We start from the raw sequence: 26,853 nt of genomic DNA on the forward strand, positions 1-26,853 counted from the left end.
CCGCACCGCGCCGGGCACGGAGAGTGCACCGAACTGGCTGGAATCTCTTCTCATGCCCGGCCGACAACGGCCGGACGACAGCGGGGGAGATTCGAAAGTGCGTCGATCGAAGCTGAAGAAGTACTCGGTTGTGACCGCGGTTCTCGCCGGCGCCGCCGGTGCCGCGACGATGGCTCCGGCCCAGGCTGCCCCGGGCGCGACCCTCAAGCTCACGGCCGGTGACGACGCCTACGTCTCGAGCACCCGCACCGCCTCCGTCTTCGGCGCCGAGACCAAGCTGGTCGCCGGCCTCGCGGGCAAGGAGTCGAAGACCTCCTTCCTCAAGTTCGCCGTCCCGGCCGGCACCAAGGTCGCCGGCGCCCGCCTCGTGCTCACCACGCAGGCCCGGACCATCAGCCCCGTCGCCGTGCGCCGCGTGCTGAACACCGCCTGGACCGAGGGCAAGCTGACCGCGGCCACCGCTCCCGCGCTCGGTGCCGTCATCGCGACGGCCGTGCCCGGCGGCAGCCTGACCGTCGACCTCGGCAAGGTCGTGACCGGCCCCGGCACGTACGCCTTCGCGCTGTCCTCGACCGGCGCGGCGGTGCGCTTCAACTCGGCCGAGTCGGGCGGCGGCGCCCCGGTTCTCGAGGTCACCACCGAGGGCGACGTGTCCCCGCCCGTGCCGTCGGCGACCAACTGCGTCACCGGCGCCAAGCTCGTGCCCACCTGTGGCGTGCTCTGGGGCGCGGCGGCCGGCGGCTTCACGACCGTGCCGCGCGACCAGGCCCTGCGCGACTGGGAGAAGCTGAGCGGCCGCACCTCGACGATCTTCCACACCTACCACAGGGGTGACGAGGTCTTCCCGACCAAGTCCGAGATCACGATGACCTCCGAGGCCGCGAACCCGCGCGTGCTGCTGACCAACTGGAAGATCGCGTACGGCTCGACGTGGGCCAAGGTCGCCAAGGGCGAGCAGAACAAGCGCATCGACGTGTTCGCCGCGCGCGCCAAGGCGTACGGCAAGAAGTTCTTCCTGGTTCTCAACCACGAGCCGGAGAACGACGTCGTGGCACGGGCCGGCTCGGGCTTCGAGGCCAAGGACTTCGCTGCCATGTACCGCCACACGATCCTGCGACTGCGCGCTCAGGGTGTCACGAACGTCGTCAACGTGATGGCGTACATGGGCAATGAGAAGTGGATGGCGCAGAGCTGGTGGAAGGACCTCTACCCGGGCGACGACGTTGTCGACTGGATGGGTCTCGACTCCTACGTGAGCGCCGAGCCGGGCTACTACCACTACGGCAAGTTCAACGACCTGCTCGACCGCGCGCCGACCGGCGGCGGCATGAACTTCTACGACTGGTCGACCACCAAGCACGCCGCCAAGCCGATCATGGTGGCCGAGTGGGGCGCCTACCACCGCGTGGGCAGGACCACCGACAAGTCGCCCGTGTTCAACAGCGTGCTGCCCGAGCTGGCCAAGCGTCCCGCGATCAAGGCGATCGTCTACTTCGACACCGCCAAGGACGACGAGGGCGACCGCGACATCAGCATCAACAGCACGCCCACGGCCCTGGCGGCCTTCAAGAAGCTCGCCGCCGCCCCGATCTTCAAGGTCAAGCTCGGCTGAACCGGAGGTCCCCGCGACGAGCCGTCGCGGGGACCTCTCAGGTTCCGGCTTCCGCTTCCGATGCCTGCTGGGCGAGGGGAGGCGATCCGATGTTGCTGTTCACGCTGGCGACCCTCTGCCTTTTTGCCTTTCCCGGCCGTACGGGCACCCGCCTCACCCGGCTGCGCGGTGTGATCGACGCGCTGCTGATGGGCTTCTCGCTCTTCGTTCCCGCGTGGAGTTACGTGATCCTGCCGGATCCGGCCGTGCTCGTTCCGACTCTTGTGAACGTCGTGGTCGCCACGGCCGCGCTGAGCGTGCTGGCCCGCTGGAGTCCCGGCTGCCCGCGTCTGTCGGCGTTCGCGCTCGCCTGCGCGGGACTGCTGGCGATGGCCGTCGCCGACAGCCTCGAGCTGCGACTCGTGTGGTTCGCGGGTCTCGCGCTGATCGTGGGGGCGCTCGTGTGGGCCACCCGGGCCCCGCTGACCACCGAGGACCGGCCGCCCGGCGTCGTCCTGCCGTACGTCGTGGTGCTCCTGACCCTGGTGGCCGGCGGTTTCTGGATGGCCTACGGTGAGCCGACCACGGTCGGGACCTGGTGCCGGTTCGTCACGATTCTGCTGATCGTGCTGCGGGGCGTGCTGCTGTACCGCGACAACCAGGCGCTCGCCCGCCGGCTCGAGGACCGGGTCGCCGCCCGCACCGCCGACCTCGTCAACCGTGAACAGCGCTTCCGGGCCCTGGTCGAGCAGAGCTCCGAGTCGCTCGCGATCCTCGGGCCCGACCTGACCGTGCGCTACCAGAGCGCGTCCGTCGAACGGATCTTCGGTTATCCCGCGTCGGCGGTCGTGGGGTTGCGCCTCGAGGAGATCGTCGGAGAGGACTACGCGCTGGTGATCCAGCGAGCCGTCGGCGACGTCCTCGGCCGTCCCGGCGCGGTGACGACCTTCGAGCTGCGCCTTCCTCACTTCGACGGCAGCGTCCGCCTCTCCGAGATGACCATCACCAATCTGCTCGACGACCCGTACGTCGGTGGTCTGGTCCTCAACACCCGGGATGTGAGCGAGGCCCAGCAGCTCCAGGACCAGTTGCGTCACGAGGCCCATCACGACGCGCTGACCGGGCTGGTCAATCGCGCCCAGTTCCGCGAGCGGCTCGCGGCGGCGGTCGCCCGGGAGGACGTCTCGGTGCTGTTCCTCGACCTCGACGGCTTCAAGGAGGTGAATGACGTCCTCGGTCACGCGGCCGGCGACCAGCTCCTCGTGCAAGTGGCTTCGCGCCTGCTGACCGCTGTTACGCCGCCGCACACGGTCGCCCGGCTGGGTGGCGACGAGTTCGCGGTGATCGTCGCATCGCCGGACGCCCGCTCGGACGCCGAGACGCTCGCCGCGCGGATCCTCGAGCACCTCGACGTGCCGTTCGTCGTCGACGACACGGAACTGCGCGTGGGCGCCGGGGTCGGCATCGCCTCGGCCGCCGACGCGACCGACGTCGAACAGCTGCAGCGCAACGCCGACCTGGCCATGTACAAGGCGAAGGAGGCGGGCGGCGGGGTGTACGCGGCGTACGACCCGTCCATGCACGACTCCCTCGTGCAGCGGCTCTCGCTCGCCGACGACCTGCGCCGGGCCCTCGACCGCGATCAGCTTGTGCTGCACTACCAGCCCACGGTCGACCTGCGTACGGGGGAGATCACCGGCTTCGAGGCGCTGGTGCGGTGGCGGCATCCGACCCGTGGGCTGGTGCCGCCGCTCGACTTCATCGCGATCGCCGAGTCGACCGGGCTGATCGTGCCGCTGGGGCGGTGGGTGCTGACCGAGGCGTGCCGGCGGGCGGTGGCCTGGGACCGGCCGCTGCGGATGGCCGTGAACGTGTCGGCGCGTCAGCTCGAGTCGGAGGACTTCCCGGCGACGGTGGCCTCGGTGCTGGCCTCGACGGGCATGCCGGCCGATCGTCTCTGCCTGGAGATGACCGAGAGCGTCATGCTCACGGACACCGACGAGAATCTCGCGCGGATCATCCGGCTGAAGGGGCTGGGGGTGCGGCTCGCGATGGATGATTTCGGTACGGGGTTTTCGTCGCTGGCCTATCTGCGCCGGTTCCCGATGGACGTGCTGAAGATCGACCGCTCGTTCGTGGACCGCCTGGGCATTTCGGCGCAGGACGAGACGCTGGTACGCACGATCGTGCGGCTCGGGCAGCAGTTCGGCATGGAGACCGTCGCCGAGGGCATCGAGAAGGCCGAACAGCTGGCCGCGTTGCGCGAGATGGGCTGCGACCTGGGGCAGGGTTACCTCCTGTCCCGGCCGGTGCCCGAGGCCGAGGCCGAGGCGTTGCTACCCGTCTCAGCCTAGCCTCCTAGGATGCCCTAGAGGCTGTGCTGGCCGCCGGTCAGCGCGATGCGGCGATTGGCGGTCGGCGGTCGGCGGTTTCCGCGCGATGCGGCGATCGGCGGTTTCCGCGCGATGCGGCGTTCGGCGGGGGAGGATCCGGGGGAAGTGATGCCCATCGCCGGCCTTGTGATCTCCACATCGTCGCCGACGCCTCAGGCCGTTTCGTGCCAGGATGAAGTCGAGAGTCCGGGTTCAAGGAAGAGACTAGGACAATGAGCGAACACGTTTCCGACAGCACCGAGTGGCAGGCGCTGCAGACTCACGCCGAGAAGTTCGCCGGTGTGCATCTGCGCGACCTCTTCGGCAGCGACCCGCGGCGCGGTGAGCGCTTCACCGTGCAGCTGGCCGACCTCACCGTCGACTACAGCAAGAACCTGGTGACCGACGAAGTGCTGAGCGCGCTGCTGGCGCTGGCCGAGCGGGCCCGGTTGCGGGAGCGGACCGCCGCGATGTTCGCCGGCGAGCACATCAACGTCACCGAGGACCGTGCCGTGCTGCACACCGCGCTGCGCCTGCCCCGCGACGCGACCCTGGTGGTCGACGGGCAAGACGTGGTGGCCGAGGTGCACGAGGTGCTCGACCGCATGGGCGCCTTCAGCGACAAGGTGCGCTCCGGCGAGTGGGTCGGCCACACCGGTCAGCGCATCAAGACGGTCGTGAACATCGGCATCGGCGGCTCCGATCTCGGCCCCGTGATGGCGTACGAGGCTCTGAAGGCCTTCAAGACCGACGAGATCGAGTGCCGGTTCATCTCGAACATCGACCCCACCGACCTGTACGAGAAGACGCACGACCTCGACCCGGCGACAACGCTGTTCGTCGTCGTCTCCAAGACGTTCGGCACGCAGGAGACGCTCACCAACGCCACTGAGGCGCGCAACTGGCTGTTGAAGGGTCTCGGCAGCGGGGCCGGCGCCGACGCGGTCGCCAAGCACTTCGTCGCGGTCAGCACGAACGCCAAGCGGGTGGCCGACTTCGGCATCGACACCGCGAACATGTTCGGCTTCTGGGACTGGGTTGGCGGCCGCTACTCGCTGCCCTCCGCGGTCGGCCTCTCCGTCATGATCGCGATCGGCAAGGAGCAGTTCGGCGACATGCTGGCCGGCTACCACACCGTCGATCAGCACTTCCTGAACGAGCCGCTCGAGTCGAACGTGCCGGCGCTGCTGGGCCTGCTCAACGTCTGGTACGACACGTTCCTCGGCGCCCAGTCGCACGCGGTGCTGCCCTACTCGCAATACCTGCACCGGTTCGCGGCCTACCTGCAGCAGCTCACGATGGAGAGCAACGGCAAGTCCGTACGGCTCGACGGTTCGCCGGCCTCCTACCAGACCGGCGAGGTGTTCTGGGGCGAGCCCGGCACCAACGGGCAGCACGCGTTCTACCAGCTCATCCACCAGGGCACCAAGATGATCCCGGCCGACTTCATCGGGTTCAGCACGCCCAACCACGACATCGGCGAGATGCACGACCTGTTCATGTCGAACTTCTTCGCCCAGACCGGCGCGCTCGCGTTCGGTCGCACGCTCGACCAGGTGCTGGCCGAGGGCACGTCGCCCGAGATCGCGCCGCACCGCGTGATGCAGGGCAACCACCCGACGACCACGATCATCGCGCCGTCGCTGACCCCGGGCGTGCTCGGGCAGCTCATCGCCCTCTACGAGCACATCACGTTCACCCAGGGCACGGTCTGGCAGATCAACTCGTTCGACCAGTGGGGTGTCGAGCTCGGCAAGGTCATGGCCAACCAGCTCGCGCCGAAGCTGACCTCGTCGTCGGCCCCGGCCACGGACGACGACTCGTCGACCAACAACCTGATCAAGCTTTACCGTACGCAGCGCGGCCGCTGAGAAACTGTCACACCCTGGCTCTAGGGTCGTCGTATGGAAGCAACGACGGCCCTGGGCCTGCGGATGACGAGCCTGCTGCTGCGCGGGGCCGGTCCCACGTCGGTCGCCGGTGTCGTCGAGTGGTTCGGCGCGATGCAGGCGCAAGACGTGAACAGCGGGTTGTGGTCGCTCGGCGCCCGTCTGCCCGGTGTCTCGCTGGCTTCCGTGAACGCCGCGCTCGAAGACCGGTCGGTGCTGCGCACCTGGCCGATGCGGGGCACTGTCCACTTCGTCCCGGCGGCCGACGCCCACTGGATGCTCGAGCTGATGGGCGTGCGCGCGCTCGGCGGCGCGAACAAACGCCGCGAGACGCTGGGCCTCGACGAGAAGACGGTCGACCGCGCCGTCGAGATCCTCGGTTCCTCGCTGGCCGGCGGGGGTCGCCTCACCCGCTCCGAGTGCCTGACCGCGATGGTCGAGGGCGGCGTCGAGGTCACCGGCCAGCGCGGTTACCACCTTCTCTGGTACGCCTCCCAGCGCGGGGTGACGGCCATCGCACCCCACGTCGGCAAGGAACAGACGTTCGTCCTGCTCGACGAGTGGGTTCCCGAGCCGCGCCGCCCGTCGCGTGAGGAAGCCCTCGGCCTGATCGCCCTGCGCTATTTCCGCGGTCACGGCCCCGCCACCCGCAAAGACTTCGCCGGCTGGACCGGCCTGCCCATGACCGACTGCCGCACCGGCATAGCCGTCACCGGCGACAGCCTGGCAGTGGTCGATGTCGACGGCGTCGAGATGTTCGCCGCGACAGACCTGCTCGACGCGGCCACGCCGTCCGCCCCCGACGAGTGGCTGGCGCTTCCAGGTTTCGACGAATATCTGCTGGGCTTCAAGGACCGGTCGTTGATGGCTTCCCCGGCCGACCTCGCGGCGATCATTCCCGGCGGCAACGGCGTGTTCCGGTCGACTCTTGTTCAGGCGGGCCGGGTGCGGGCGACGTGGACCCGCGCGCTGACCCGTAAAGGCGTCACTGTCACCGTCCAGCCATTGACGAGCTTCACCAAGCGAGATCAGGTCGCCACCACGAAAGCCCTGGAAAAGTATGCCGCCTACCTGGAGTTGCCGCTGACTGTTAACAACCCTTGATATTTACACCTGTGAACTTCATGATGTGCGTATCGCAGGACTCGTACGCATCGAGGGAGTCGCCATGGGTGTCCGTCGTCGATTGTTGGCGCTGGCCGCAGCGCTCGGACTGGCCGCCGGGACCTTCGCCGTCATCGCCACGGGCGGGGGTGTGGCGTCGGCCGCCGTGACCTGCTCGGGCACGGTCTGGTCCGAGGGCCCCACCTACACGGCCGGTCAGCAGGTCACCTACAACGCCCGCCTCTACCAGGCGCTGGTCACCCACACCGCGCACCCCGGCGCGGGCTGGAACCCGGCGTCCACCCCGTCGCTGTGGCGCGACCTCGGCGCCTGCACCGGCGGCCCGACGACCCCGCCGCCCACCACCCCACCGCCGACGACGCCTCCCCCGACGACCCCGCCGGCCACGACCCCGCCTCCGACGACGCCCCCGCCGACCGGTGACTGTGCCGTCAAGTCGCGCCCGGGCGGCAAGGTGCTGCAGGGTTACTGGGAGAACTGGGACGGCGCGTCGAACGGCGTACACCCGGGTCTGGGCTGGATCCCGATCAACGACAGCCGCATCGCGCAGCACGGCTACAACGTGATCAACGCGGCGTTCCCGGTGATCCGCTCCGACGGCACGGTGCTGTGGGAGAACGGCATGGACGCGGGCGTGAAGGTCTCGACCCCGGCCGAGATGTGCGCGGCCAAGGCGGCCGGGGCCACGATCCTGATGTCGATCGGCGGCGCGGCCGCGGGCATCGACCTCAGCTCGGCGACCGTCGCCGACCGGTTCGTGGCCACGATCGTGCCGATCCTGCGGACCTACAAGTTCGACGGCATCGACATCGACATCGAGACCGGCCTCACCGGCAGCGGCAACATCAACACGCTGTCCGCGTCGCAGGCCAACCTGATCCGCATCATCGACGGCGTGCTGGCCGCGATGCCGTCGAACTTCGGCCTGACCATGGCGCCCGAGACCGCGTACGTGACCGGCGGCAGTGTCACGTACGGCTCGATCTGGGGCTCCTACCTGCCGATCATCAAGAAGTACCTGGACAACGGACGCCTGTGGTGGCTGAACATGCAGTACTACAACGGCTCGATGTACGGGTGCTCGGGTGACTCGTACAACGCCGGCACCGTGCAGGGCTTCACCGTGCAGACCCAGTGCCTCAACAACGGGTTGACGATCCAGGGCACCACGATCCGCATCCCGTACGACAAGCAGGTCCCGGGCCTGCCCGCCCAGCAGGGCGCGGGCGGCGGCTACATGACGCCGTCGCTGGTGACCCAGGCCTACAACACCGTGCCCAACATCAAGGGCCTGATGACCTGGTCGATCAACTGGGACGGCTCGCGCGGCTGGACCTTCGGCGACAACGTGAAGGCCCGCCAGGGCCGCTGACCGCGCAGCTCCGAGTCGCCGGCCCGGCTCAGACCCGGGCCGGTGACTCGCGAGCGCGGAACGAACGAGCGCGGAACGAACGAGCGCGGAACGAACGAGCGCGGAACGCACCGGCTCGAGCATCCGGCCCAGCCAGTTGGCGCCGCCCGAGCTCCAGTACCGCGAGCCCCGATCGTCGTCGTAGAGCAGCCGGCCGCCGGATAGTCGATCGGCAGCACGTCGGGACCGCCGGGTCGGGCCCGCCGTTCGGATGGACATGACCGCCCACCCGTACGGGAGCCGCGGTTGCCGGCCCGTCGGCCGCTTTCCGTTCCCGTGACTCGGCGTCAGCGCGCTCGCCCCGTCGGAGCCGTCGGAGCCCCGTACGCCAGAAGTGTGACCCCCGCCGCAGCACAACTTCTTTGATTTTGAAATAGTTCTGCCGTCAGTGAGGTTGTGGGTGTCAGTCAACGGGATCGTGGAAGTCCCGGCGAAGAAGGAGCGGGTCATGCAGTTCGGAATCTTCAGCGTCAGCGACATCACGACCGATCCGACGACCGGGCACACCCCGAGTGAGAACGAGCGCATCAAGAACATCGTCACGATCGCCAAGCACGCCGAGGAGGTCGGTCTCGACGTCTTCGCGCTCGGCGAGCACCACAACGAGCCGTTCTTCTCCTCCTCGCCGACCACCACGCTCGGCTACATCGCCGCGCAGACCGAGACGCTGCAGCTCAGCACGGCCACCACGCTGATCACCACCAACGACCCGGTGAAGATCGCCGAGGACTACGCGATGCTGCAGCACCTCTCCGGCGGCCGCATCGACCTGATGATGGGCCGCGGCAACACCGGGCCGGTCTACCCCTGGTTCGGCAAGGACATCCGCGCCGGCATCCCACTCGCGATCGAGAACTACGCCCTGCTGCACCAGCTATGGCGTGAGCACGTCGTCGACTGGCAGGGCAAGTTCCGTACGCCGTTGCAGTCGTTCACCTCGACGCCGCGCCCGCTAGACGGCGTCCCGCCGTTCGTCTGGCACGGCTCGATCCGCAGCCCCGAGATCGCCGAGCAGGCCGCCTACTACGGTGACGGCTTCTTCGCCAACCACATCTTCTGGCCGAAGGAGCACACCCAGCGCATGATCGGCCTCTACCGCGAGCGCTTCGCCCACTACGGCCACGGCGACCCCGACCAGGCCATCGTCGGCCTCGGCGGCCAGGTGTTCATGCGCAAGAACAGCCAGGACGCGGTCAAGGAGTTCCGGCCCTACTTCGACAACGCCCCGGTCTACGGCCACGGCCCGACGATGGAGGACTTCACCCGCGAGACGCCGCTGACCGTCGGCAGCCCGCAGCAGGTCATCGACCGTACGCTCGGCTTCCGTGACTACGTCGGCGACTACCAGCGCCAGCTCTTCCTGATGGACCACGCCGGCCTGCCGCTCAAGACCGTCCTCGAGCAGCTCGACCTGCTCGGCGAGGAGGTCGTGCCGGTGCTGCGCAAGGAGTTCGCCGCCCTCAAGCCGGCCCACGTGCCGGACGCCCCCACCCACGCTTCCCTGCTGGCCGCCAAGACGGCCAAGGAGGAGGTCTCCGCATGAAGCAGCGCACCCTGGTCGTGGTCTCGTCCGGCCTGAGCCAGCCGTCGTCGACCCGTCTGCTCGCCGACCAGCTCGCCGCGGCGACGGTCGCTGACGCGGCGGAACGCGACATCGAGCTGCGCGTCGAGGTCATCGAACTGCGTGACCTCGCCCACGACATCATGAACAACCTGCTCACCGGTTTCCCGCCGGCGAACCTGCGGAAGGCCCTCGACGCGGTCATCGGCGCGGACGCCCTGATCGCCGTGTCGCCGATCTTCTCGGCCAGCTACGCCGGACTGTTCAAGTCCTTCTTCGACGTGGTCGACAAGGACGCGCTGGTCGACAAGCCGGTGCTGATCGCGGCGACGGCCGGCACCGCCCGGCATTCGCTGGCGCTCGAGCACTCGCTGCGGCCGTTGTTCGCCTACCTGCGGGCCGTGACCGTACCGACCTCGGTCTTCGCCGCCACCGACGACTGGGGTTCCGACTCGGCCGACGGCTTCCTGCAGTCGCGCGTCAGCCGCGCCGCCCAGGAACTGGTCACCGAGATCGACCGCCGCGAGCCGGTCGAGATCGTCGACCCGTTCGCGCTCAACCACAGCTTCCGCGACATGCTCTGACAATCGCTTTCACAAGGCGGCCTCCCGGGACGGGAGGTCGCCTTGTTGATCATGTGTCTGAAGGCACGCGCCGATCCTCGCTGGGCGGGGTAGAAAGAAGCCACCCGACAAAGGAGTCACATCATGGGCGAGATCGTGCTGATCCGGCACGGGCAGACCGAGTGGAGTGCGAACGGCAGACACACGTCGTACACCGATCTCGAACTGACCCCGGACGGTGAACGTCAGGCCCGAGCCGTGGCCGAACGCCTCAAGGACCGCAACTTCGTCGCCGTCATCTCCAGCCCTCGCCGTCGCGCGCTGCACACCGCCGAACTGGCCGGACTCAAGATCACCGAGACCACCGAAGACCTGGCCGAGTGGAACTACGGCGAATACGAAGGCATCACCACGGCCACGATCCACCAGACCGACCCGAACTGGTGGCTGTTCCGCGACGGCGCCCCCGGCGGCGAGTCGCCCGACCAGATCTCCGCCCGCGTCGACCGGGTGCTCGCCCACGCCCGCACCTTCCTCGACCGCGGTGACGTGGCCCTCATCGGTCACGGCCATGCCCTGCGCGTCGTCGGCGCCCGCTGGATCGAGCTTCCCGCCGAATACGCCGGCCGCCTCAGACTGGGCACGGCCACCCTGTCGCTGCTCGCCTACGAACACGGGCGCCCCGCCATCGACTCCTGGAACGCCTGACCCCCGCCGTCCTCGTATGGACAAAACCGCCCGCGGCCTGGCGCTGCTGGTCGCCGGCGCGTACTTCATGGAGATCCTCGACGCGACGGTGATCGCGCCGGCCGCGCCGCACATCGCCGCCGACCTCGGGGTGCAGCCGGTCACGGTCAACGTGGCGATCACCGCCTACCTGCTCACCCTGGCCGTCCTCATCCCGATCAGCGGCTGGCTGACCGAACGCTATGGCGCCCGCCGCGTCTTCGCCGTCGCGATCATCGTGTTCACCCTGGCCTCAGCCGGGTGCGCCGCCGCCGTCAACCTGCCCATGCTGGTCGGCACGCGAGTGCTGCAGGGCGTCGGCGGCGCGCTGATGGTCCCCGTGGGCCGCCTCGTGGTGATCAGGACAACGGCCAAGACCGATCTCGTACGGGCCATCGCCTACCTGACCTGGCCGGCGCTCGCCGCACCGCTGCTCGCGCCGGCACTCGGGGGCATCCTGAGCACGTACGCGTCGTGGCGTCTGATCTTCCTGATCAACGTGCCCCTCGGCGTGGTCGCGCTGCTGCTGGCCCGCCGCCTGATCCCCGACGTGCGCGCCGACGCCCCCGGCCGGCTCGACTGGCGCGGGTTCCTGATGGTCGCCGCGGGCATGGCTGCCCTGGTGGCGGGCCTGGAAGCGGTGGCCTCCCAGCACCCGCGCCGGCTGCTCACGCTCGCCCTGCTGATCTTCGCGGCGACGACGCTGACCATCACGGTCCGCTACCTGCTCAGGGTCTCGAAACCGCTGGTCGATCTGCGCGTTCTGCGGGTACGGACCTATCGCGTGACCGCCCTGGGCGGCTCGATCTTCCGGGCGGCGATCAACGCGATCCCGTTCCTGCTGCCGCTCCTGTTCCAGCTCGGCTTCGGGTGGACGGCGGCCCAGGCCGGGCTGGTCGTGATCGCCCTGTTCGCCGGCAACATCGGCATCAAACCGGTCACGACCCCGCTGATGCGCCGCTTCGGCATGCGTCCGGTGATGCTCGGTGCGGTGCTGGCCTCGGCGTTGTGCCTGCTCGGGATCGCCGCTCTGAGCGCCACGACACCCCTGATCGTCACGCTGGCGGTGCTGGCGCTCAGCGGCGTCTTCCGCTCGATCGGCTTCACCACGTACAACACGGTCGCCTTCGCCGACGTCCCACCGGCCCGCCTGACCAGCGCCAACTCCCTGATGTCGACGATCCAGGAATTGGGTGCGGGCCTGGGCGTCGCCTTAGGAGCCCTTCTCGTACGCCTCGGCGCCTCCTTCACCGAAGGCGTGGTCCCCTCGTTCCGCGTGGCGTTCGTCGCCCTCGCCATCCTGCTGATCATCCCCGCCGTGGAAGCGTTCCGCCTGCCCGGCACAGCCGGCAACGTCGTAGCCGGCCGATCGTCCCCCTAAGACCGCCGACGTCAGCTTCGCCGGTCGGCGGCGCCCGGGCGGATCAGGCCGGTCTCGTAGGCGACGATCACCGCCTGGACACGGTCGCGCAGGTCGAGCTTGGCCAGGATCCGCTTCACGTGGGTCTTGATCGTCGATTCCTCGACGAACAACTCGACGGCGATCTCGGCGTTCGTCAGCCCACGTGCGACCAGCGCGAGCACGTCACGCTCGCGGACGGTCAGTTCCCGCAACCGGCGCACGATCGCCGGGTCGGGCGGCATCGCCGTGGCCATCCTTTCGATCACCGTGCGGGTCACCGACGGCGACAACAGCGACTCACCGGCGGCGACGGTGTGGATGCCCTCGATCAGCCGCTCGGCCCGGGTGCGTTTGAGCAGGAACCCGGCTGCGCCCGCACTGAGCGAGCCGAAGATGTAGTCCTGGTCCTCGAACGTCGTGAGGATCAGCACCCGCGCGTCCGGAGCGGCGCCGGCCAGCTCGCGGGTGGCGGCAATGCCGTCGCGATGCGGCATCCGCACATCCATCAGGATGACTTCGGGCCGCAGGGTCGTGGCCAGGGTCACCGCCTCGTTCCCGTCGGCCGCCTCCCCGACGACGTCGATCGTGTCGTCACTGGACAGCACCGCCCGCAGCCCGACCCGCATGAGATCGTCGTCATCGACGATCAGCACCCGCACGCGGGGCCCCGCACTCACGTGCGCTCTCCGATCGGCCCGCGCACGGGCGGCCGCGCGGTCACGTGCGCTCTCCGATCGGCCCGCGCACGGGCGGCCGCGCGGTCACGTGCGCTCTCTGATCAGCCCGCGCACGGGCGGCCACGCGGTCACGCGAGCGAGCCGATCGGCGCGACGTAGGGCAGCCGTGCACGCAGCCGGAACTCGCCGTCGGCATCGGGACCGGCCTCCAGGACGCCGTCGAGCAGGGCGGCGCGTTCGCGCATGCCGATGATGCCGAGACCGCCACCGGGACGTTGCCGGACGCCGACCGGGTTGCTGACCTCGATGTCCACAGCGTCCGGCCCGTACGACATCCGCACGTCGGCCGACCCGGAACCGTGCCGGGCGGCGTTGGTCAGCGCCTCCTGCAGGATCCGGTAGGCCGCCCAGGCCACCCCGCTGGACAACCCCCGTGGGGCGCCGTCGACGTCGGCCCGCACGTCGAGCCCGCCGGCCCGGTGCTGGCTGACGAGATCTTCGAGGTCGCCGGTGTCGTTCGGGGCGGGCCCGCCCGTGTCGGAACCCTGGCGCAGCCCGCGCACCAGCCGGTCGATGTCGGCGATGGTCGCGTAGGCCACCTGCTCGACCGTCGCGATCGCCCGCATCGACCGCTCGGGGTCCTGCTTGTGCAGCAGCCGGGCCGCGCCCGCCTGCACCAGGATGACGTTGATCGCGTGACCGGCCGAGTCGTGCAGCTCGCGGGCGATGCGGGTGCGGACCTCGGCGATCGCCAGCCGCCGCTGACCCTGCAGGTCGAGCTCTCTGAGCCGGGCGCTCACCTCGAGCTGGCTGATGCGGTCGCGGCGCAACCGGCTGCGGTCCCCGGCCGTCCAGACCAGCGCGAACATGGCCGCCCAGGCGAACAGGCCGGACCACATCTCGAGCCCGGCCTCACGTTGAACGATCATCAGGCCGATCGCGACCGGCAGGAACGCCGCCACCCCCGCGGCCGCTGCCGGGCGCCGCCGTGGTGGGTCGTCGTCGCCGCCGACCGAGTCGGCGAGCACATAGGTGGCGATCAGCGCGCCGGGCGGCACGTCGAGCCCGTAGTCGAGGCCGAGTATCACCAGCGTCGCGATCGCGGAGACCGCCCACGCCCAGCCGGGGAAGCGGCGCGCGAACGGCAGCGGGGCGACCGTCAGGGCGGCCAGTGCCACCCCGGCCGCGTCGAGGGTGTGATAGCCCGGCTCGGCGGCGCCCAGGCCACCCTGACGCAACATTCCGACCGTGAAGACGCCGGCGGCCAGCGCGACCGCGACATCGATCGCGACCCGTCCACGAGCACCCATCCGCATCAGCACTCGACCAGCCTACGGTCGTCCACCCGTTCGCCGGATCCCTCGGCGGGAGCATCCGGCATCCCCCCACGGGGGTACAAGCGATGACCACCTCGGAGCGTTTCGCCGCAGCATCGGCCGGCCCTAGCGTCCCTGCCGTCCGATGAGGCGAGCGGAGGAACCGATGACGAGAACAGCGGAGCGGGTCGAGACCCGACGTCGGCGCAGCGTGTTCGAGCGACTGGCGGGGTGGTCCGACCGACATCGCTGGTGGGCGTTGCTGCTGTGGGTGTTCTTGCTGGCCGGGGTGACAGCCGGATCGCAGGTGGCCGGCGACGATTACCACAACGACTTCACCCTGCCCGGCGCCGAGTCGCAGCAGGCGCGAGACCTGCTGGCCGAGCGCGCCCCGAACCGGGCCGGTGCCACCCTCGACATAGTCGTGCGCGACCCGGCCGGCATCGAACGGCCCGCGACCCGCACGGCGGTCGAGGCCATGTTGGCCGACGTGCGAACGCTGCCGCACGTCGCCGAGGTGGTCAGCCCCTATCCAGCGGGCCCGGCGATCTCCGGGAACGGCACGATCGCGTACGCCACGGTGGCGCTCGACGTCCCCGCCGAGTCGATGCCGGCCGACGACACCCGCCGCATCATCGACACCGCGCGGGCGGCCGAGGGACCGGGCCTGACCGTCGAGGTGGGCGGAGAGGCGGCCCGCGCGGCCGAGGAGGCCGAGGGTGGCGCCGCCGAGGGGGCCGGGCTGCTCGCGGCCCTGGTGGTGCTGGTCCTGCTCTTCGGGTCGCTGCTCGCGGCCAGCCTGCCGATCATCATCGCCGTCTTCGCCGTCGGCACCGCGATCGGCCTGGTCACGCTCGCCTCGCACGTCGCCACCGTCGCCGACTTCACCGCCCCGCTGATCATCCTGGTCGGCCTCGGCGTGGGCATCGACTACGCCCTGCTCGTCTTCTCCCGGTTCCGCGGTGAGCTCGCTGCCGGAGCCGACCGGGCTACGGCCGCGCGCACGGCGCTCGACACGGCCGGGCGCACCGTCTTCTTCGCCGGCACCACAGTGATCATCGCCCTGCTCGGACTGGTGCTGCTCGGTCTCGGCGCGCTGCAGGGCGTCGCGGTGGCTCTCGCGGTGACCGTCCTGGTCACCATGCTGGCCGCGCTGGTGCTGCTCCCGGCGCTGCTCGGCCTGTTCGGCGCCCGGCTGGAACGCACCATGACGCGGCGCCGCGAGAAGAGGACACGCGAGGAGGGCCGGCTCTGGCGTCGCTGGAGCGACGCGGTCGCGCGCCGGCCCTGGCCCGCCGTCCTGCTGCCGATGGCCGCCCTGCTCGCGCTGTCCGCGCCGGTGCTCGACATGCGCCTCGGCTTCGCCGACGCCGGCAACGACGCGGCCTCCAAGACCAGCACCCGGGCCTACGACCTGCTCGCCGAGGGCTTCGGGCCGGGGGTCAACGGCCCGCTCGTGGTCGTCGTCGACGCCGGCGACAAGCCGGTCGAGGCAGCGGCCGGCCGCATCCAGCAGGCCCTCGCCGCGACGCCCGGCGTCGCCTCGGCCACACCACCGATCCCGGTCGAGGGCGGCACCGTCGCGACCGTGATCGCCTTCCCCGCCTCCGCGCCCCAGGACGAGGCGACCGAGCAGCTCGTGGCCCGGCTGCGCACCGACGTGCTGCCACCGCTGGCCCGCGCCGACGACGTGACCGCCCTGGTCGGCGGCCCGACCGCGGCCGTCATCGACGTGTCCGCCGCGCTCGGCGCCCGGCTGCCGCTGTTCGTGGCCGTCGTGGTCGGGTTGTCCGCGTTGTTGCTGCTCCTGCTCTTCCGTTCGCTGCTGATCCCGCTCAAGGCGGCCGTGCTCAACCTACTCAGCGTGGGCGCGGCCATGGGTGTCGTCGTCCTGGTGTTCCAGCGGGGCGCGTTCGGGGTGGCGCCGGGGCCGATCGAGGCGTACGTGCCGGTCATGATCTTCGCCATCGTGTTCGGGCTGTCGATGGACTACGAGGTGTTCCTGCTTGCCCGCATGCACGAGGAGTGGGAGCGCGGTCGTGACGCGCTCGGTGCGATCCGGGAGGGGCTCGCCACGACCGGGCGGGTGGTCACCGCGGCGGCCGCGATCATGGTCGTGGTGTTCGGGGCGTTCGTGCTCTCACCCGACCGCATGCTGCAGCAGTTCGGACTCGGCCTGGCCGTCGCCGTGCTGGTCGACGCGGTCGTCATCCGGTGCCTGCTGCTGCCGGCCGTCATGCGGCTCTTCGGCGACCGGGCGTGGTGGTTGCCTAGTTCGCTGGCTCGCCGGCTGCCCCGGCTGGCCCTGGAGCATCGGTGAGCCGCAGGGTCAGGTGGGTGCCGCCCACCTCGACCGTGTCGCCGGGACGCAGGTCGACCGTGGCGACGGGGTGACCGTTGACCCGGGTGCCGTTGTGGGAGCCGAGGTCGGTCAGGGTGACGCGATCGGGGGTGCGTTCGATGATCAGGTGACGGCGGGAGACGCCCGGGTCGCGCAGGCGCAGGCCGGCCTGGCGGTCGCGGCCCAGCACGGTCAGGCCCGCCGGTAGGGCCCACACCTGGCCCTCGCTGCTGACCAGGGCGGCGCCGGTGAGCTCGGGGGAGGGGCGCGGCGGCGGCGGGTCGGGCTCCAGCAGCGCCGCCACCCGGAACGTGCCGGTGTCGAGGTCGTCGCCCTCGAAGACCTCGACCGACACGTCGCCGTAGACGATCCAGGCGTTCTCGGCGATGAGCGCCGCCTGCCGGATCGCCAGCCCCTGGGCGAGCTGGGCGGCGTGCGGCGCCCACTGACGGTGGTCGAAGGCGGACAGTCCGACGGTGTAGCGGTTCGGGACCAGCGTGCGGCCGCCGGCGAGCAGGGCCTTGTGCTGGTCGGCCTCGGTGGCCATCGCGTCCAGAATGTCCGCCGGACGCACCGCGTCGTGGGGCTCGAGCTCCTCGAGTCCCACGCTTTCGGGCGCAGCGGTCACGGCTTCATCCAGGGCAGTTCGAACGTCACGGAAGGTGCCGAGTATGCCAGGCCACGCCCTCACCGTCCGGACACTGTCGCGCTGACGTCACCCTCACCACGCAAACGGCGGTGAGGTGCGGGCCGTTTCCGGCGTGCTGCTACCGGCAACGCGTCCTGTCGGCGGCGAATCGTCGCCGCGATCGTGCTCCTCTTCCCCGGTTCGCCACCTTCGAATCACACGGTTACACGTGTAAGTTCGAGGGCGGCGGGAGGGAGCGAAGCATGACCGAGCCGGCGACCAAGCGGGTCACCAGTGCGGATGTCGCCCGGCTGGCGGGGGTGTCTCGCGCGACGGTCAGCTACGTGCTGAACGACACGCCGCGGCAGACGATCTCGGCCGGCACGCGTGATCGGGTGCGGGAAGCCGCGGCGCAGCTCGGGTATGCGCCCTCGGCCGCGGCTCGCACGCTGCGCACCGGGCGCTCCGACGTGGTGCTCTACCTGCTGCCCGACTGGCCGATCGGGCCCGAGGTCGGCCTGGCGCTCGAGGCGTTGTCCAGCGCGCTGGCTCGGCACGGGCTCACGCTCGTCGTGCATCCGGGCAACCGCGAGGACCGGCCGATGACCGAGCTGTGGAAGGCGATCACCCCGGCCGCCGTGATCGCGTACGCCGAGTTCTCCGACGCCGAGATCGCCGCCATGCGTTCGGCCGGGGTCGCGCTGGTGGTGGCGCTGTCCCGCAAGCGCGGCCACGGGCGTGAGCTGGCCGTGCCGCAGGAACTGCTCGGGCGCCGGCAGGCCGAGCATCTCGTGCGGGCCGGGCACAGCCGCCTCGGCTACGCCTATCCGGACGATCATCGGGTGCGGTTCTTCGCCGAGCCGCGCCTGGCCGGGGTACGGGCGGCCTGCGCGGCCCGGCGGCTCCCCACCCCGGTCGGCCTGACCGTTCCGCTCGATCCCGCCGCAGCCGCTGATGCCGTACGTCGATGGCGCGCGACCGGTGTCACGGCGGTGTGCGCTTACAACGACGAGGTCGCGCTGGCGGTCCTGGCCGGCGTACGGCTGGTGGGGTTGTCGGCCCCGGATGATCTCGCCGTGATCGGGGTGGACGACATCCCGCCGGCCCGGCTGGCCGAGCCCGCGCTGACGACCGTGGCCACCGATCAGAGCGTCCTCGGCGCGCATCTCGCCGCCACCGTGGTCGCCGCGATGAGCGGCCGGGTCGCCCCCACGCTGCCCACCGGCGTCGTCAGGGTTGTGACCAGGGCTTCCGCATGATCAGCGTACGTCGATGAAGCTGCCATCAAACGCACAGGTGGAGCACAACGCGGGCTCAGGCGGCTGGCGAAAAGTAGGGGTGCACAACCCGCCTGCCGAAGGGGGATGAGCGCCATGCTCGTTTCACTGAACCGCAACACCGGTCGCCACGACTTCGCCGCCACCGCGACCGACCTCCCGATCAACCCGGCAGGCCTGCCCACAGCGTCAGGGCCCCTGCCCGTGGTGGCCGTGGTCGGTCGCATGGGCCGTGTCACCGGCCTGTCCCGGCATCTGCCACCCGGCTGGTCGGTGCGCCACGCCACCGGCCTGGCCGACCTGCGCCCCGACGAGATCGTGCTGCTGGCCGGCGCCACCGTGGGCGACGTCGAGGCGGCCCGCCAGGCACTTCCGGCCCGCACGATGATCATCGCCCTGGTCGACGAGGAGGCGCCGGGCGAGTCCGTGGCCGGCGTCCTGACCGCCGGCGCCGACGCGTGCGTGCGCGGCGGCCAGCCCGCCATCCTCGCCGGCCACCTGCTGGCCTGCCGCCGCCGCGACCGCGCCGACCGCTGGTCCCGCCTCGACGCCCAGGGCCGCCGCCGCTGATTCAGGCGGTCGGGCTGGGGCTCGGCCCGGCCGAGGGCCGCAGCACCTTGCAGGTCTCGGTGGCCTTCTTGAGCGTCGCGTCGGAGGGGTCCAGTTTCGCCGGGTCGGGCACGCCGTTCTCCTTGAGGCAGTTCAGGTAGGCGGCGTTTCGGCCGTCGCCACGGTTGCCGTCCCGGGTGCCCGGCCGGCCTGACGGGCGCAGTGATGAGCAGGCCTCCTGCGCCTTCTGCCAGGTCGCGTCGTCGACGCCTTCGGGCTTGCCGCCGAAAGCGCCGGGGAAGCCGCCGCCGTCGCGGAAGCCCGCGCTGCCCGACGGGCGCGGCACGCCGCCCTCGCCTCCGGGGCCGCCCGAAGGCCAAGACCGGCTGCCGGGGCCGCCCGACGGCCAAGACCTGCTGCCAGGGTTGCCCGACGGCCAGGGCATGCCGCCCTCGCGACCGGTACCGTCCGACGGGCGGGTGCGAGGGCCGCCGGACGGGACGGTGATGGTGACGCCGTTCTGTTTGAGGCAGTCGGCGTAGGCGGCGAAGGCGCTGTTCTGCCCGTCACCGCCGGTTGTCTCGGGATCGTCCGACGCTGCGCCGCAGGCCGCGGTCAGCACGATCGCGGCGGATGCCACCAGCAGTGCCGCCCCACGGCGGTAACCGGCTCTGGTCACGATGCTCACTCTCCTCGGCCACGGATGTCGCATCACCCAAGCCGCCGCACCTCGTCATCACGTCGGCACCGGCTCGGAATTGCCTAGGAAACGCGCGTTCCGAGGCAACTCCTAGGCAGGATCGAGGCGGCGGCGAGGACCGGCGGGAACACTTCCGGGCCATGGGTGAAGCACGGGCCGGTCGCCGGCGCTGGATCGGGGCTGCCGCGGCCGTCGTCGTGCTCGCGCTCGTCGCCTTCGGAACCGTGAAGGCGGTCACCGCCGGTGCCACGGAGAAGCCACGCGCGGCCGAGACCGTGACCGTCGATCGTGGACCGGTGATCGCCGAGGTGGCCACGACCGGCACGGTTCAGCCGGCGCAGACCCGCAACCTGTCGTTCGCCGTGGCCGCCGCCGTCGAGAGCGTCGCCGTGCGCCCCGGCACGACCGTCACCCCCGGCCAGGTGCTCGCCCGGGTCGACGACAGCGACGCCGCCGCGGCCGTCGACGACGCGCGGGAGGCCCTCGACGACGCGCAGGACGCTCTGTCCAAGGCGAAAGAGGCCGAGAGGAACTCCTGCCACGCCGATGTAGCCGCCGCGTACACATCAGAAAGCCCGCGACCGAGCGAAAGCCCGCGACCGAGCGAAAGCCCGCGACCGAGCCAAAGCCCGCGACCGAGCCAAAGCCCGCAACCGAGCATGACCACATCCCCAGGTCGTACTTGTACTCCGCAGAACCAGCAGCGAGGGGATGCCATCCTCAGCGCCGAGCAACGCGTCACCCAGGCCACCACGCAGCTCGAGCGGGCCGAGGACGCGCTCGACGGCGCCACCATCACGGCCCCGATCGCCGGCCGGGTGCTGAGCGTGGCCGGCAAGGTCGGCAGCCAGGTCGGCGCCGGTAACACGTTCATAACCCTGGCCGGCGTCGACGACATGCAGGTCAGCGCCGCCTTCCCCGAGGCTGACGCCGACCGTCTCGCCGAGCGGCAGAAGGCCGTCGTCACCCTGGCCGACCGCGCGGGCACCGAGTTCAAGGCCACCGTCGTGCAGGTCGACCCGGTCGGCACGAACGACGGGACGATGGTCCGCTACGGCGTGCTGCTCTCGTTCGACAAAGCCCCGAAGGACCTGCTGGTCGGTCAGAGCGCCGCGGTACGCGTCACCACCGGCGCCAAGGACGACGTGCTGCGCGTGCCGAGCACGGCCGTGCACGACGTGGCTGGTCAGACCGGCTTCGTGCTGCGCGGCGGAACCCGTACCCGGATCGGGGTGGGTCTTCGGGGCGACCTGTTCACCGAGGTCACCGACGGCCTGGGGGAGGGCGCGGCGATCGTACGGTCGTGGTGAGGCACAGCGGACTCGTGCGGAGTTCATAGCGAATTCCTAGGTGGCGTTGATACTTCTTCGCACGTGTTGACTCATGCTCCAGATAAAGCCCCGGCCCGCACCGCCCGGGTCCTCGTCGTCGACGACGAGCCGAACATCTCCGCCCTGCTCGGCGCGACCCTGCGCCTGGTCGAGTTCGACGTGCGGGTGGCCGAGACCGGTCACGCGGCGCTGCGGGCGGCGGAGGAGTTCGATCCCGACCTCGTGGTTCTCGACGTGATGCTGCCCGACCTGGACGGATTCGAGGTCGCCACACGGCTGCGTGCGGCCGGTTCGCGGGTGCCGGTGCTGTTCCTGACCGCTCGCGACGCCCTCGAGGATCGCATCTCCGGCCTGTCCACCGGCGCCGACGACTATGTGACCAAGCCGTTCAGCCTCGAGGAGGTCGTGCTGCGCATCCGCGCGATCCTGCGGCGTGCCCGGCCCGAACTGGCCGCGCCGGGCGCCCGTGGCCTGCTGCGCTACGCCGACCTCGAGATGGACGAGGACGCCCACGAGGTGCGCCGCGCGGGCCGGGTCGTCGACCTGTCCCCGACCGAGTTCAACCTGCTGAAATACCTGCTGGTCAACGCCGGCCGGGTGGTCAGCAAGGCGCAGATCCTCGACCGCGTGTGGAAGTACGACTTCGGCGGCGACGGGCGCATCGTCGAGTCGTACGTCTACTACCTGCGCCGCAAGATCGACAAAGCCGAGCCGCCGTTGATCCACACCGTGCGCGGCGTCGGTTACGCGTTGAGGCTTCCGCGCGGCGATGAGTGAGAGACGATCGAGATGACCCGACGCTGGAGCCACTGGACGCTGCGGTCGCGGCTGGTCCTGGTGGTCGGCGTGCTCGCCGCGCTCGCCCTGGTGCTGGCCAACGCGGCCGGCCTGCTGCTGATCCGCGGCTATCTGCTCGACCGCACCGACGATCAGCTCCGCGCGATGACCCGTCCGTTCGCCAAGCCCGCCCAGGGGCAGACAGCCCGGCGGTACGACCTGGGAATGCCCCCGCGCGGGCCGATGGCCCGGCTCGGCCCCGACCAGGTGGCGTACCTCTATCAGCCGGACGGAACCCTGAGCGTGGACAGCTCCGCCGCCGACGCCGCCCGACCCGCCGTCGCCCCGCTGGCCGAGGTCACCGCCCTGGCCGGCACGGGCGAGCCGTACACGGTCGTGGCCGAGGACGGCAGCGCCTCCTGGCGGATGATCGCCGTGCACCGGGAGCAGACCGGGGAGACGGCCGTGATCGGCCTGTCGCTGTCCGAGGTGGACCAGACCACCGAGCGGCTGCTGCTCATCGACGCCGCGGTCAGTCTGCTCGTGCTCGCTCTGCTCGGCGTGGGCGCGGCTTTCGTCGTACGGCTGGGTCTGCGGCCCTTGACCGACATGGAACGACTGGCCACCGACATCTCGGCCGGCAACCTGAGCGGCCGGGTCGCCGACACCGACCCGCACACCGAGCCCGGCCGCCTCGGACTGGCCCTGAACTCGATGCTGGGCCGCATCGAGGCCGAGGTCGGCGCCCGCACCGCCTCCGAGCGGCGCATGCGTCAGTTCCTCGCGGATGCCTCGCACGAGCTGCGCACGCCGCTCACCTCGATCCGCGGCTTCGCCGAACTGCATCGCGGCGGCGGCGTGCGGTCCGGTGCGGCGCTCGACCGCATCGAGCGGGAGGCCGCCCGGATGAGCGTGCTCGTCGAGGACATGCTGATGCTGGCCCGGCTCGACCAGCGACGGCCCCTGGCCCGCAAGCCGGTCGACCTGCTCGAGGTGGCCGCCGACACGCTCCGCGACGCGCACGCCCGCTCACCCGACCGGCCGGTGGCGCTGGCCGGGCTGACCGACGAGGACGACACGTTCGAGCCGGCCACCGTTCTCGGCGACGAGCACGCGCTGCGCCAGGTCGCCGTCAACCTGGTCGCCAACGCCCTGCAGCACACGTCGGCGGGCACGCGGGTGACCGTGCGGGTCGGTGTCGTCGACGCCCGGCCGCCCGGGAAGGACAGCGTCGTCAGCGGCCCGGTGCCGGCGGGCGACGCCCGGCTCGCCGTGCTGGCGGTCAGCGACGACGGGCCGGGCATTCCGGCCGAGCACGCGTCGCGGGTCTTCGAGCGGCTCTACCGGGCCGATCCCAGCCGGTTCCGCGGCAAGGGCGGCGGTTCGGGGCTGGGCCTGTCGATCGTCGCCGCGATCGTCCACAGTCACGGAGGGTGGGTCGAGCTCGACTCCCCGCCGGGCGGCGGCGCGACGTTTCGGGTGCTGCTGCCGATTAGGAGCTGACTCCGAGGTTGCGCCCAAGCTCCTCCGAGGCCCGGCCGCCACAGTGTCCGGCATGCCAGCGCGCCTCACCCTGCGACGTCCCGCGGTGGCGGTCAACGCCGCCATCGTCGTCGCCCTCGCTGCCGGGGGCTTCTGGGCCTACCGGACCCTCGCCGGGCCCGGTTCCACCCCGGCCGCGAACGCCGCGACCCGCACGGTCGCCGTCCAGCGGGGCACGGTCACCAAGACGGTGACGGCCGACGGGACGGTCGGGAGCGCGAGCACGGCGACGGCCGGGTTCGTCACCGCCGGCACCGTCACTTCGATCACCGTACGGGTGGGGCAGCGGGTCACCAAGGGGCAGGTGCTGGCCAAGGTCGACCCGGCCGCGGCGCAGCGCTCGCTGGACGCGGCCGAGGCTGACCTCGACGCCGCCCGCGACTCGCTCGGCCGGGCCGAGGACGCCGGGGAGAGCACCGACTCGGCCGAGAGCGCGGTCACGCAGGCGGAACTGGCCGTCGACGACGCCGAGGCCGCGGTGGCCGGCACGGTGCTGAAGGCGCCGATGGCGGGCACGGTGACCGCGGTCAACGGCGCGGTCGGCAGCACCTCCTCGGGATCCGGAGCGAGCCAGGGCGGCGGCAACCAGAGCAGTGCCGGCACCCAGAGCAGCAGCACCTCCGAGGGCTTCGTCGAGCTTCAGGATCTGACGAAGATGCAGGTCACGGCGGCCTTCCCCGAGGCCGACACGACCAAGATCAAGGAGAGGCAGGCGGCCACGGTCACGTGGAACGCACTGAGCGGCACCTCGGCCGCGGCCCGGGTCACGGCCGTCGACCCGTCGGCCACGACCGAGAACAACGTCGTCACGTACGGCGTCACGCTGTCGCTCGACAAGGTGCCGAGCGGGGTCAGGGCGGGCCAGACGGTGAGTGTCGCCGTGACGACCGGCCGGGCCGAGAACGCCCTGATGGTCAGCTCGGCGGCGATCACGACGGTCGGCAACCGGCACTCGGTGACCGTGGTGGACGGCGGGACGCCGCAGGTGCGGCCGGTCGAGATCGGATTGCAGGGCGACAGTGCCACCCAGATCACCTCCGGGCTCGAGGCGGGGGAGCGGGTCGTGCTGCGGGTGACGACCCCGGCCACCTCGGGCGCCGGCACCCAGGGCGGCTTCCCGGCCGGTGGTGCGGGCTTCCCCGGTGGCGGACCGGGCGGCGGCAACTTCGGCGGCGGCGGGGGCAGGGGCGGACGATGAGCGGGCCGGTTCTGGACGTACGGGATCTGTGGAAGATCTACGGCGAGGGCGAGGCGACCGTCCACGCGCTGCGCGGTGTCACCCTGACCGTCGAGCGCGGCGACTACGTGGCGATCATGGGCTCGTCCGGTTCGGGCAAGTCGACCTTGATGAACATCCTGGGCGCGCTCGACGTCCCCACCAGCGGCGCCTACCTGCTCGACGGCGTCGACGTGAGCAAGCTGGCCGACCGCCAGCTCGCCCTGGCCCGAAACCGCCTCATCGGGTTCATCTTCCAGGCGTTCAACCTGATCCCGAGGACCAGCGCCGTCGCGAACGTCGAGCTTCCCCTCGCGTACGCCGGGGTGCGGCCGAAGGAACGACGGCGCCGGGCCCTCGAAGCCCTGGAGACCGTCGGGCTGGCCGACCGGGCCCGGCACGAGCCGAACCAGCTCTCCGGCGGCCAGCAGCAGCGCGTCGCCGTGGCCCGCGCGCTGGTCACCGAGCCCGCCCTGCTGCTGGCCGATGAGCCGACCGGCAACCTGGACACGCGCTCGACCGAGGACGTGCTGCAGGTCTTCGACCGGCTCAGCGCGGCCGGCCGCACGATCGTGCTGATCACCCACGAGCCCGAGGTCGGCGCCCGCACCAAGCGACTCATTCGCCTGGTGGATGGGCGCATTGTTCACGACGTTCGACAGGCGGCGCTGACGCGATGAGCTTCTCTGAAGTGGTCCGGTTCGCGTTGCGGGGGCTGGCGGCGAACAAGCTTCGTTCCTCACTGACCATGCTCGGCATCCTGATCGGTGTCGCGGCCGTGATCCTGCTGGTCGCCGTCGGCAACGGTTCGGCCCGGGCGATCAGCGACCGGATCGAGGCGCTGGGCACCAACACGATCACGGTCATGAGCACGAGCCGCGGCGGATCCGCGCTGACCAAGGACATGGCCGACTCGCTCGTCGACCCGGTCCTCGCGCCCGACGTGAAGTCGGTGTCGCCGGTGGTCAGCGCGTCGGCGACGGTCACCTACGAGGGGGCCGACCACGACGTCAACTCGTTCGTCGGCACGACACCCGGCTGGTTCGCGGCGTCGAACACTCCGGTGGCCCGTGGTGCGGCGTTCACCCAGGATGACGAGGCCCAGGGCCGCCGAGTCGTGGTGATCGGGCCGACCGTGGCCGAAGAGCTCTTCCCCGGAATCGATCCGATCGGCGCACAGGTCACCGTCGGCGGAGCGTTGTTCACCGTGATCGGAGTGCTCGACCAGAAGGCGTCGACCGGCTTCCAGGACGCGAACGACACGGCCGTCGCCCCGCTGACCGCCGTACGCCAGGTGCTGACCGGATACGGGTCGCTCAACTCGATCGTGGTCGAGGCGGCGGCGCCGGGCAAAGTGGACGCCGTGCAGTCCCAGGTGTCGGCGATCCTGGAGCAGAAGCTCGGAAACAGCACGTCCTATCGCCTGCAGAACGCGTCGCAGCTCCTGCAGACGCAGACCGCGACCGCCGACACGTTCACCACCCTGCTGGGCGCCGTCGCCGCGATCAGCCTGCTGGTCGGCGGCATCGGCATCACGAACATCATGCTGGTGACGGTCACCGAGCGGACCCGCGAGATCGGCATCCGCAAGGCGCTCGGCGCTCCCCGCCGCACGATCCTGACCCAGTTCCTGATCGAGGCCACCCTACTCAGCGTGATCGGTGGCGCCCTCGGGGTGGTGGCCGCGCTGGTCGGCAGCAGCTTCGAGATCGTCGGCGTACGACCGGTGATCGTGCCCAGCTCGGTCGGCCTGGCGCTGGGCGTGTCCATCGCGATCGGCCTGTTCTTCGGCGGCCTGCCCGCAGCCCGTGCCGCCCGGCTGCGCCCCATCGACGCGCTGCGCTACGAGTGAGGACCTC

Annotated in this window: 21 protein-coding genes and 1 pseudogene; 18 read left to right on the forward strand and 4 right to left on the reverse strand. The window is 70.9% G+C overall.

Translation table 11 applies throughout. The annotated features are described in order from the left end of the window. The first annotated feature begins 97 nt into the window (after positions 1-97). The 9 genes from EER30_RS28095 to EER30_RS28135 all read left to right on the forward strand — a co-directional run bounded on the left by EER30_RS28095 (position 98) and on the right by EER30_RS28135 (position 12,619). Positions 98-1,612 carry a CBM96 family carbohydrate-binding protein gene (locus EER30_RS28095; protein WP_240670344.1) on the forward strand — a complete coding sequence of 505 codons (1,515 nt, stop codon included), beginning with the start codon at positions 98-100 and terminating at the stop codon, positions 1,610-1,612. Positions 1,613-1,701: 89 nt separating this feature from the next. Next, positions 1,702-3,945 carry a putative bifunctional diguanylate cyclase/phosphodiesterase gene (locus tag EER30_RS28100; RefSeq protein WP_127503628.1) on the forward strand — a complete coding sequence of 748 codons (2,244 nt, stop codon included), beginning with the start codon at positions 1,702-1,704 and terminating at the stop codon, positions 3,943-3,945. 251 nt (positions 3,946-4,196) lie between these two features. Continuing rightward, entirely contained in the window at positions 4,197-5,834 is a 1,638-nt protein-coding gene (pgi, locus tag EER30_RS28105; RefSeq protein ID WP_127503629.1) for a glucose-6-phosphate isomerase, read from the forward strand. Between the two features lie 33 nt (positions 5,835-5,867). Next, positions 5,868-6,956, forward strand: a complete 1,089-nt coding sequence (locus EER30_RS28110) for a winged helix DNA-binding domain-containing protein (RefSeq protein WP_127503630.1) — start codon at positions 5,868-5,870, stop codon at positions 6,954-6,956. Between the two features lie 64 nt (positions 6,957-7,020). Next, the gene (locus EER30_RS28115) at positions 7,021-8,349 is read left to right on the forward strand and encodes a carbohydrate-binding protein (protein WP_127503784.1); all 1,329 of its coding nucleotides are present in this window, start codon (positions 7,021-7,023) and stop codon (positions 8,347-8,349) included. A gap of 487 nt (positions 8,350-8,836) precedes the next feature. Next, complete coding sequence (locus EER30_RS28120) at positions 8,837-9,931, forward strand: LLM class flavin-dependent oxidoreductase (protein ID WP_127503631.1); 1,095 nt, start codon at positions 8,837-8,839, stop codon at positions 9,929-9,931. After that, positions 9,928-10,533 (forward strand): FMN reductase, encoded by a 606-nt coding sequence (locus tag EER30_RS28125; RefSeq protein ID WP_127503632.1) that lies wholly within the window; start codon positions 9,928-9,930, stop codon positions 10,531-10,533. Before EER30_RS28120 ends, EER30_RS28125 begins: the two co-directional genes overlap by 4 nt. A 123-nt stretch (positions 10,534-10,656) precedes the next feature. Beyond that, positions 10,657-11,220: a histidine phosphatase family protein gene (locus EER30_RS28130; protein WP_127503633.1), complete on the forward strand. Its 564-nt coding sequence runs from the start codon at positions 10,657-10,659 to the stop codon at positions 11,218-11,220. Between the two features lie 16 nt (positions 11,221-11,236). After that, a complete protein-coding gene (locus tag EER30_RS28135) occupies positions 11,237-12,619 on the forward strand; it encodes an MFS transporter (RefSeq protein ID WP_205650448.1) in 1,383 nt (460 codons plus the stop codon). An 11-nt stretch (positions 12,620-12,630) separates the two neighbouring features. Here EER30_RS28135 and EER30_RS28140 read toward each other — a convergent pair whose 3' ends face one another. Together EER30_RS28140 and EER30_RS28145 are read right to left on the reverse strand one after the other, a co-directional pair. Further along, complete coding sequence (locus EER30_RS28140) at positions 12,631-13,317, reverse strand: response regulator (RefSeq protein WP_127503634.1); 687 nt, start codon at positions 13,315-13,317, stop codon at positions 12,631-12,633. Between the two features lie 128 nt (positions 13,318-13,445). Then, on the reverse strand, positions 13,446-14,633 hold the full coding sequence (locus tag EER30_RS28145) for a sensor histidine kinase (protein WP_240670368.1): 1,188 nt from the start codon (positions 14,631-14,633) through the stop codon (positions 13,446-13,448). A gap of 166 nt (positions 14,634-14,799) precedes the next feature. Between EER30_RS28145 and EER30_RS28150 the strand changes: the two genes are divergently transcribed. After that, positions 14,800-16,953, forward strand: a complete 2,154-nt coding sequence (locus tag EER30_RS28150; protein ID WP_127503635.1) for an MMPL family transporter — start codon at positions 14,800-14,802, stop codon at positions 16,951-16,953. On the opposite strand, the gene EER30_RS28155 is transcribed toward EER30_RS28150, so the two are convergent. Continuing rightward, complete coding sequence (locus tag EER30_RS28155; RefSeq protein WP_205650450.1) at positions 16,904-17,602, reverse strand: FHA domain-containing protein; 699 nt, start codon at positions 17,600-17,602, stop codon at positions 16,904-16,906. The genes EER30_RS28150 and EER30_RS28155 overlap by 50 nt on opposite strands. Positions 17,603-17,865: 263 nt before the next feature. On the opposite strand from EER30_RS28155, the gene EER30_RS28160 reads away from it, so the two are divergent. Both EER30_RS28160 and EER30_RS28165 read left to right on the forward strand, forming a co-directional pair. Further along, complete coding sequence (locus EER30_RS28160) at positions 17,866-18,861, forward strand: LacI family DNA-binding transcriptional regulator (RefSeq protein ID WP_127503636.1); 996 nt, start codon at positions 17,866-17,868, stop codon at positions 18,859-18,861. 114 nt (positions 18,862-18,975) lie between these two features. Next, a complete protein-coding gene (locus EER30_RS28165; protein ID WP_127503637.1) occupies positions 18,976-19,449 on the forward strand; it encodes a hypothetical protein in 474 nt (157 codons plus the stop codon). Position 19,450: 1 nt separating this feature from the next. Here the strand turns inward: EER30_RS28165 and EER30_RS28170 are convergent, their stop codons facing one another. Continuing rightward, positions 19,451-20,107 (reverse strand): hypothetical protein, encoded by a 657-nt coding sequence (locus EER30_RS28170; protein ID WP_240670345.1) that lies wholly within the window; start codon positions 20,105-20,107, stop codon positions 19,451-19,453. Positions 20,108-20,268: 161 nt separating this feature from the next. Between EER30_RS28170 and EER30_RS28175 the strand changes: the two genes are divergently transcribed. The 6 genes and pseudogenes from EER30_RS28175 (at position 20,269) to EER30_RS28200 (ending at position 26,846) form a co-directional block, all read left to right on the forward strand. Further along, positions 20,269-21,438 carry an efflux RND transporter periplasmic adaptor subunit gene (locus tag EER30_RS28175; protein WP_127503638.1) on the forward strand — a complete coding sequence of 390 codons (1,170 nt, stop codon included), beginning with the start codon at positions 20,269-20,271 and terminating at the stop codon, positions 21,436-21,438. A gap of 66 nt (positions 21,439-21,504) precedes the next feature. Next, on the forward strand, positions 21,505-22,236 hold the full coding sequence (locus EER30_RS28180) for a response regulator transcription factor (RefSeq protein WP_127503789.1): 732 nt from the start codon (positions 21,505-21,507) through the stop codon (positions 22,234-22,236). 12 nt (positions 22,237-22,248) lie between these two features. Continuing rightward, positions 22,249-23,811, forward strand: a pseudogene (locus EER30_RS28185) (sensor histidine kinase); the annotation flags it as partial. Then, entirely contained in the window at positions 23,792-24,976 is a 1,185-nt protein-coding gene (locus EER30_RS28190; protein ID WP_127503639.1) for an efflux RND transporter periplasmic adaptor subunit, read from the forward strand. The pseudogene EER30_RS28185 and the gene EER30_RS28190, both read left to right, overlap by 20 nt. Next, a complete protein-coding gene (locus EER30_RS28195) occupies positions 24,973-25,674 on the forward strand; it encodes an ABC transporter ATP-binding protein (protein ID WP_127503640.1) in 702 nt (233 codons plus the stop codon). The genes EER30_RS28190 and EER30_RS28195 overlap by 4 nt, the downstream gene beginning before the upstream one ends. After that, a complete protein-coding gene (locus EER30_RS28200) occupies positions 25,671-26,846 on the forward strand; it encodes an ABC transporter permease (RefSeq protein ID WP_127503641.1) in 1,176 nt (391 codons plus the stop codon). Before EER30_RS28195 ends, EER30_RS28200 begins: the two co-directional genes overlap by 4 nt. Positions 26,847-26,853 lie beyond the last annotated feature (7 nt).

The sequence above is a fragment of the Actinoplanes solisilvae genome (assembly GCF_003999975.1).
Lineage (GTDB): Bacteria > Actinomycetota > Actinomycetes > Mycobacteriales > Micromonosporaceae > Actinoplanes > Actinoplanes solisilvae.

Bases quoted from the DNA above. Each gene is read 5' to 3' on its own strand.
- EER30_RS28135 (WP_205650448.1), top strand. From the start codon at position 11,237: ATGGACAAAACCGCCCGCGGCCTGGCGCTGCTGGTCGCCGGCGCGTAC.
- EER30_RS28200 (WP_127503641.1), top strand. From the start codon at position 25,671: ATGAGCTTCTCTGAAGTGGTCCGGTTCGCGTTGCGGGGGCTGGCGGCG.
- EER30_RS28125 (WP_127503632.1), top strand. From the start codon at position 9,928: ATGAAGCAGCGCACCCTGGTCGTGGTCTCGTCCGGCCTGAGCCAGCCG.
- EER30_RS28110 (WP_127503630.1), top strand. From the start codon at position 5,868: ATGGAAGCAACGACGGCCCTGGGCCTGCGGATGACGAGCCTGCTGCTG.
- EER30_RS28175 (WP_127503638.1), top strand. From the start codon at position 20,269: ATGGGTGAAGCACGGGCCGGTCGCCGGCGCTGGATCGGGGCTGCCGCG.
- EER30_RS28150 (WP_127503635.1), top strand. From the start codon at position 14,800: ATGACGAGAACAGCGGAGCGGGTCGAGACCCGACGTCGGCGCAGCGTG.
- pgi (WP_127503629.1), top strand. From the start codon at position 4,197: ATGAGCGAACACGTTTCCGACAGCACCGAGTGGCAGGCGCTGCAGACT.
- EER30_RS28165 (WP_127503637.1), top strand. From the start codon at position 18,976: ATGCTCGTTTCACTGAACCGCAACACCGGTCGCCACGACTTCGCCGCC.
- EER30_RS28190 (WP_127503639.1), top strand. From the start codon at position 23,792: ATGCCAGCGCGCCTCACCCTGCGACGTCCCGCGGTGGCGGTCAACGCC.
- EER30_RS28115 (WP_127503784.1), top strand. From the start codon at position 7,021: ATGGGTGTCCGTCGTCGATTGTTGGCGCTGGCCGCAGCGCTCGGACTG.
- EER30_RS28100 (WP_127503628.1), top strand. From the start codon at position 1,702: ATGTTGCTGTTCACGCTGGCGACCCTCTGCCTTTTTGCCTTTCCCGGC.
- EER30_RS28145 (WP_240670368.1), bottom strand. From the start codon at position 14,633: ATGCGGATGGGTGCTCGTGGACGGGTCGCGATCGATGTCGCGGTCGCG.
- EER30_RS28195 (WP_127503640.1), top strand. From the start codon at position 24,973: ATGAGCGGGCCGGTTCTGGACGTACGGGATCTGTGGAAGATCTACGGC.
- EER30_RS28120 (WP_127503631.1), top strand. From the start codon at position 8,837: ATGCAGTTCGGAATCTTCAGCGTCAGCGACATCACGACCGATCCGACG.
- EER30_RS28160 (WP_127503636.1), top strand. From the start codon at position 17,866: ATGACCGAGCCGGCGACCAAGCGGGTCACCAGTGCGGATGTCGCCCGG.
- EER30_RS28130 (WP_127503633.1), top strand. From the start codon at position 10,657: ATGGGCGAGATCGTGCTGATCCGGCACGGGCAGACCGAGTGGAGTGCG.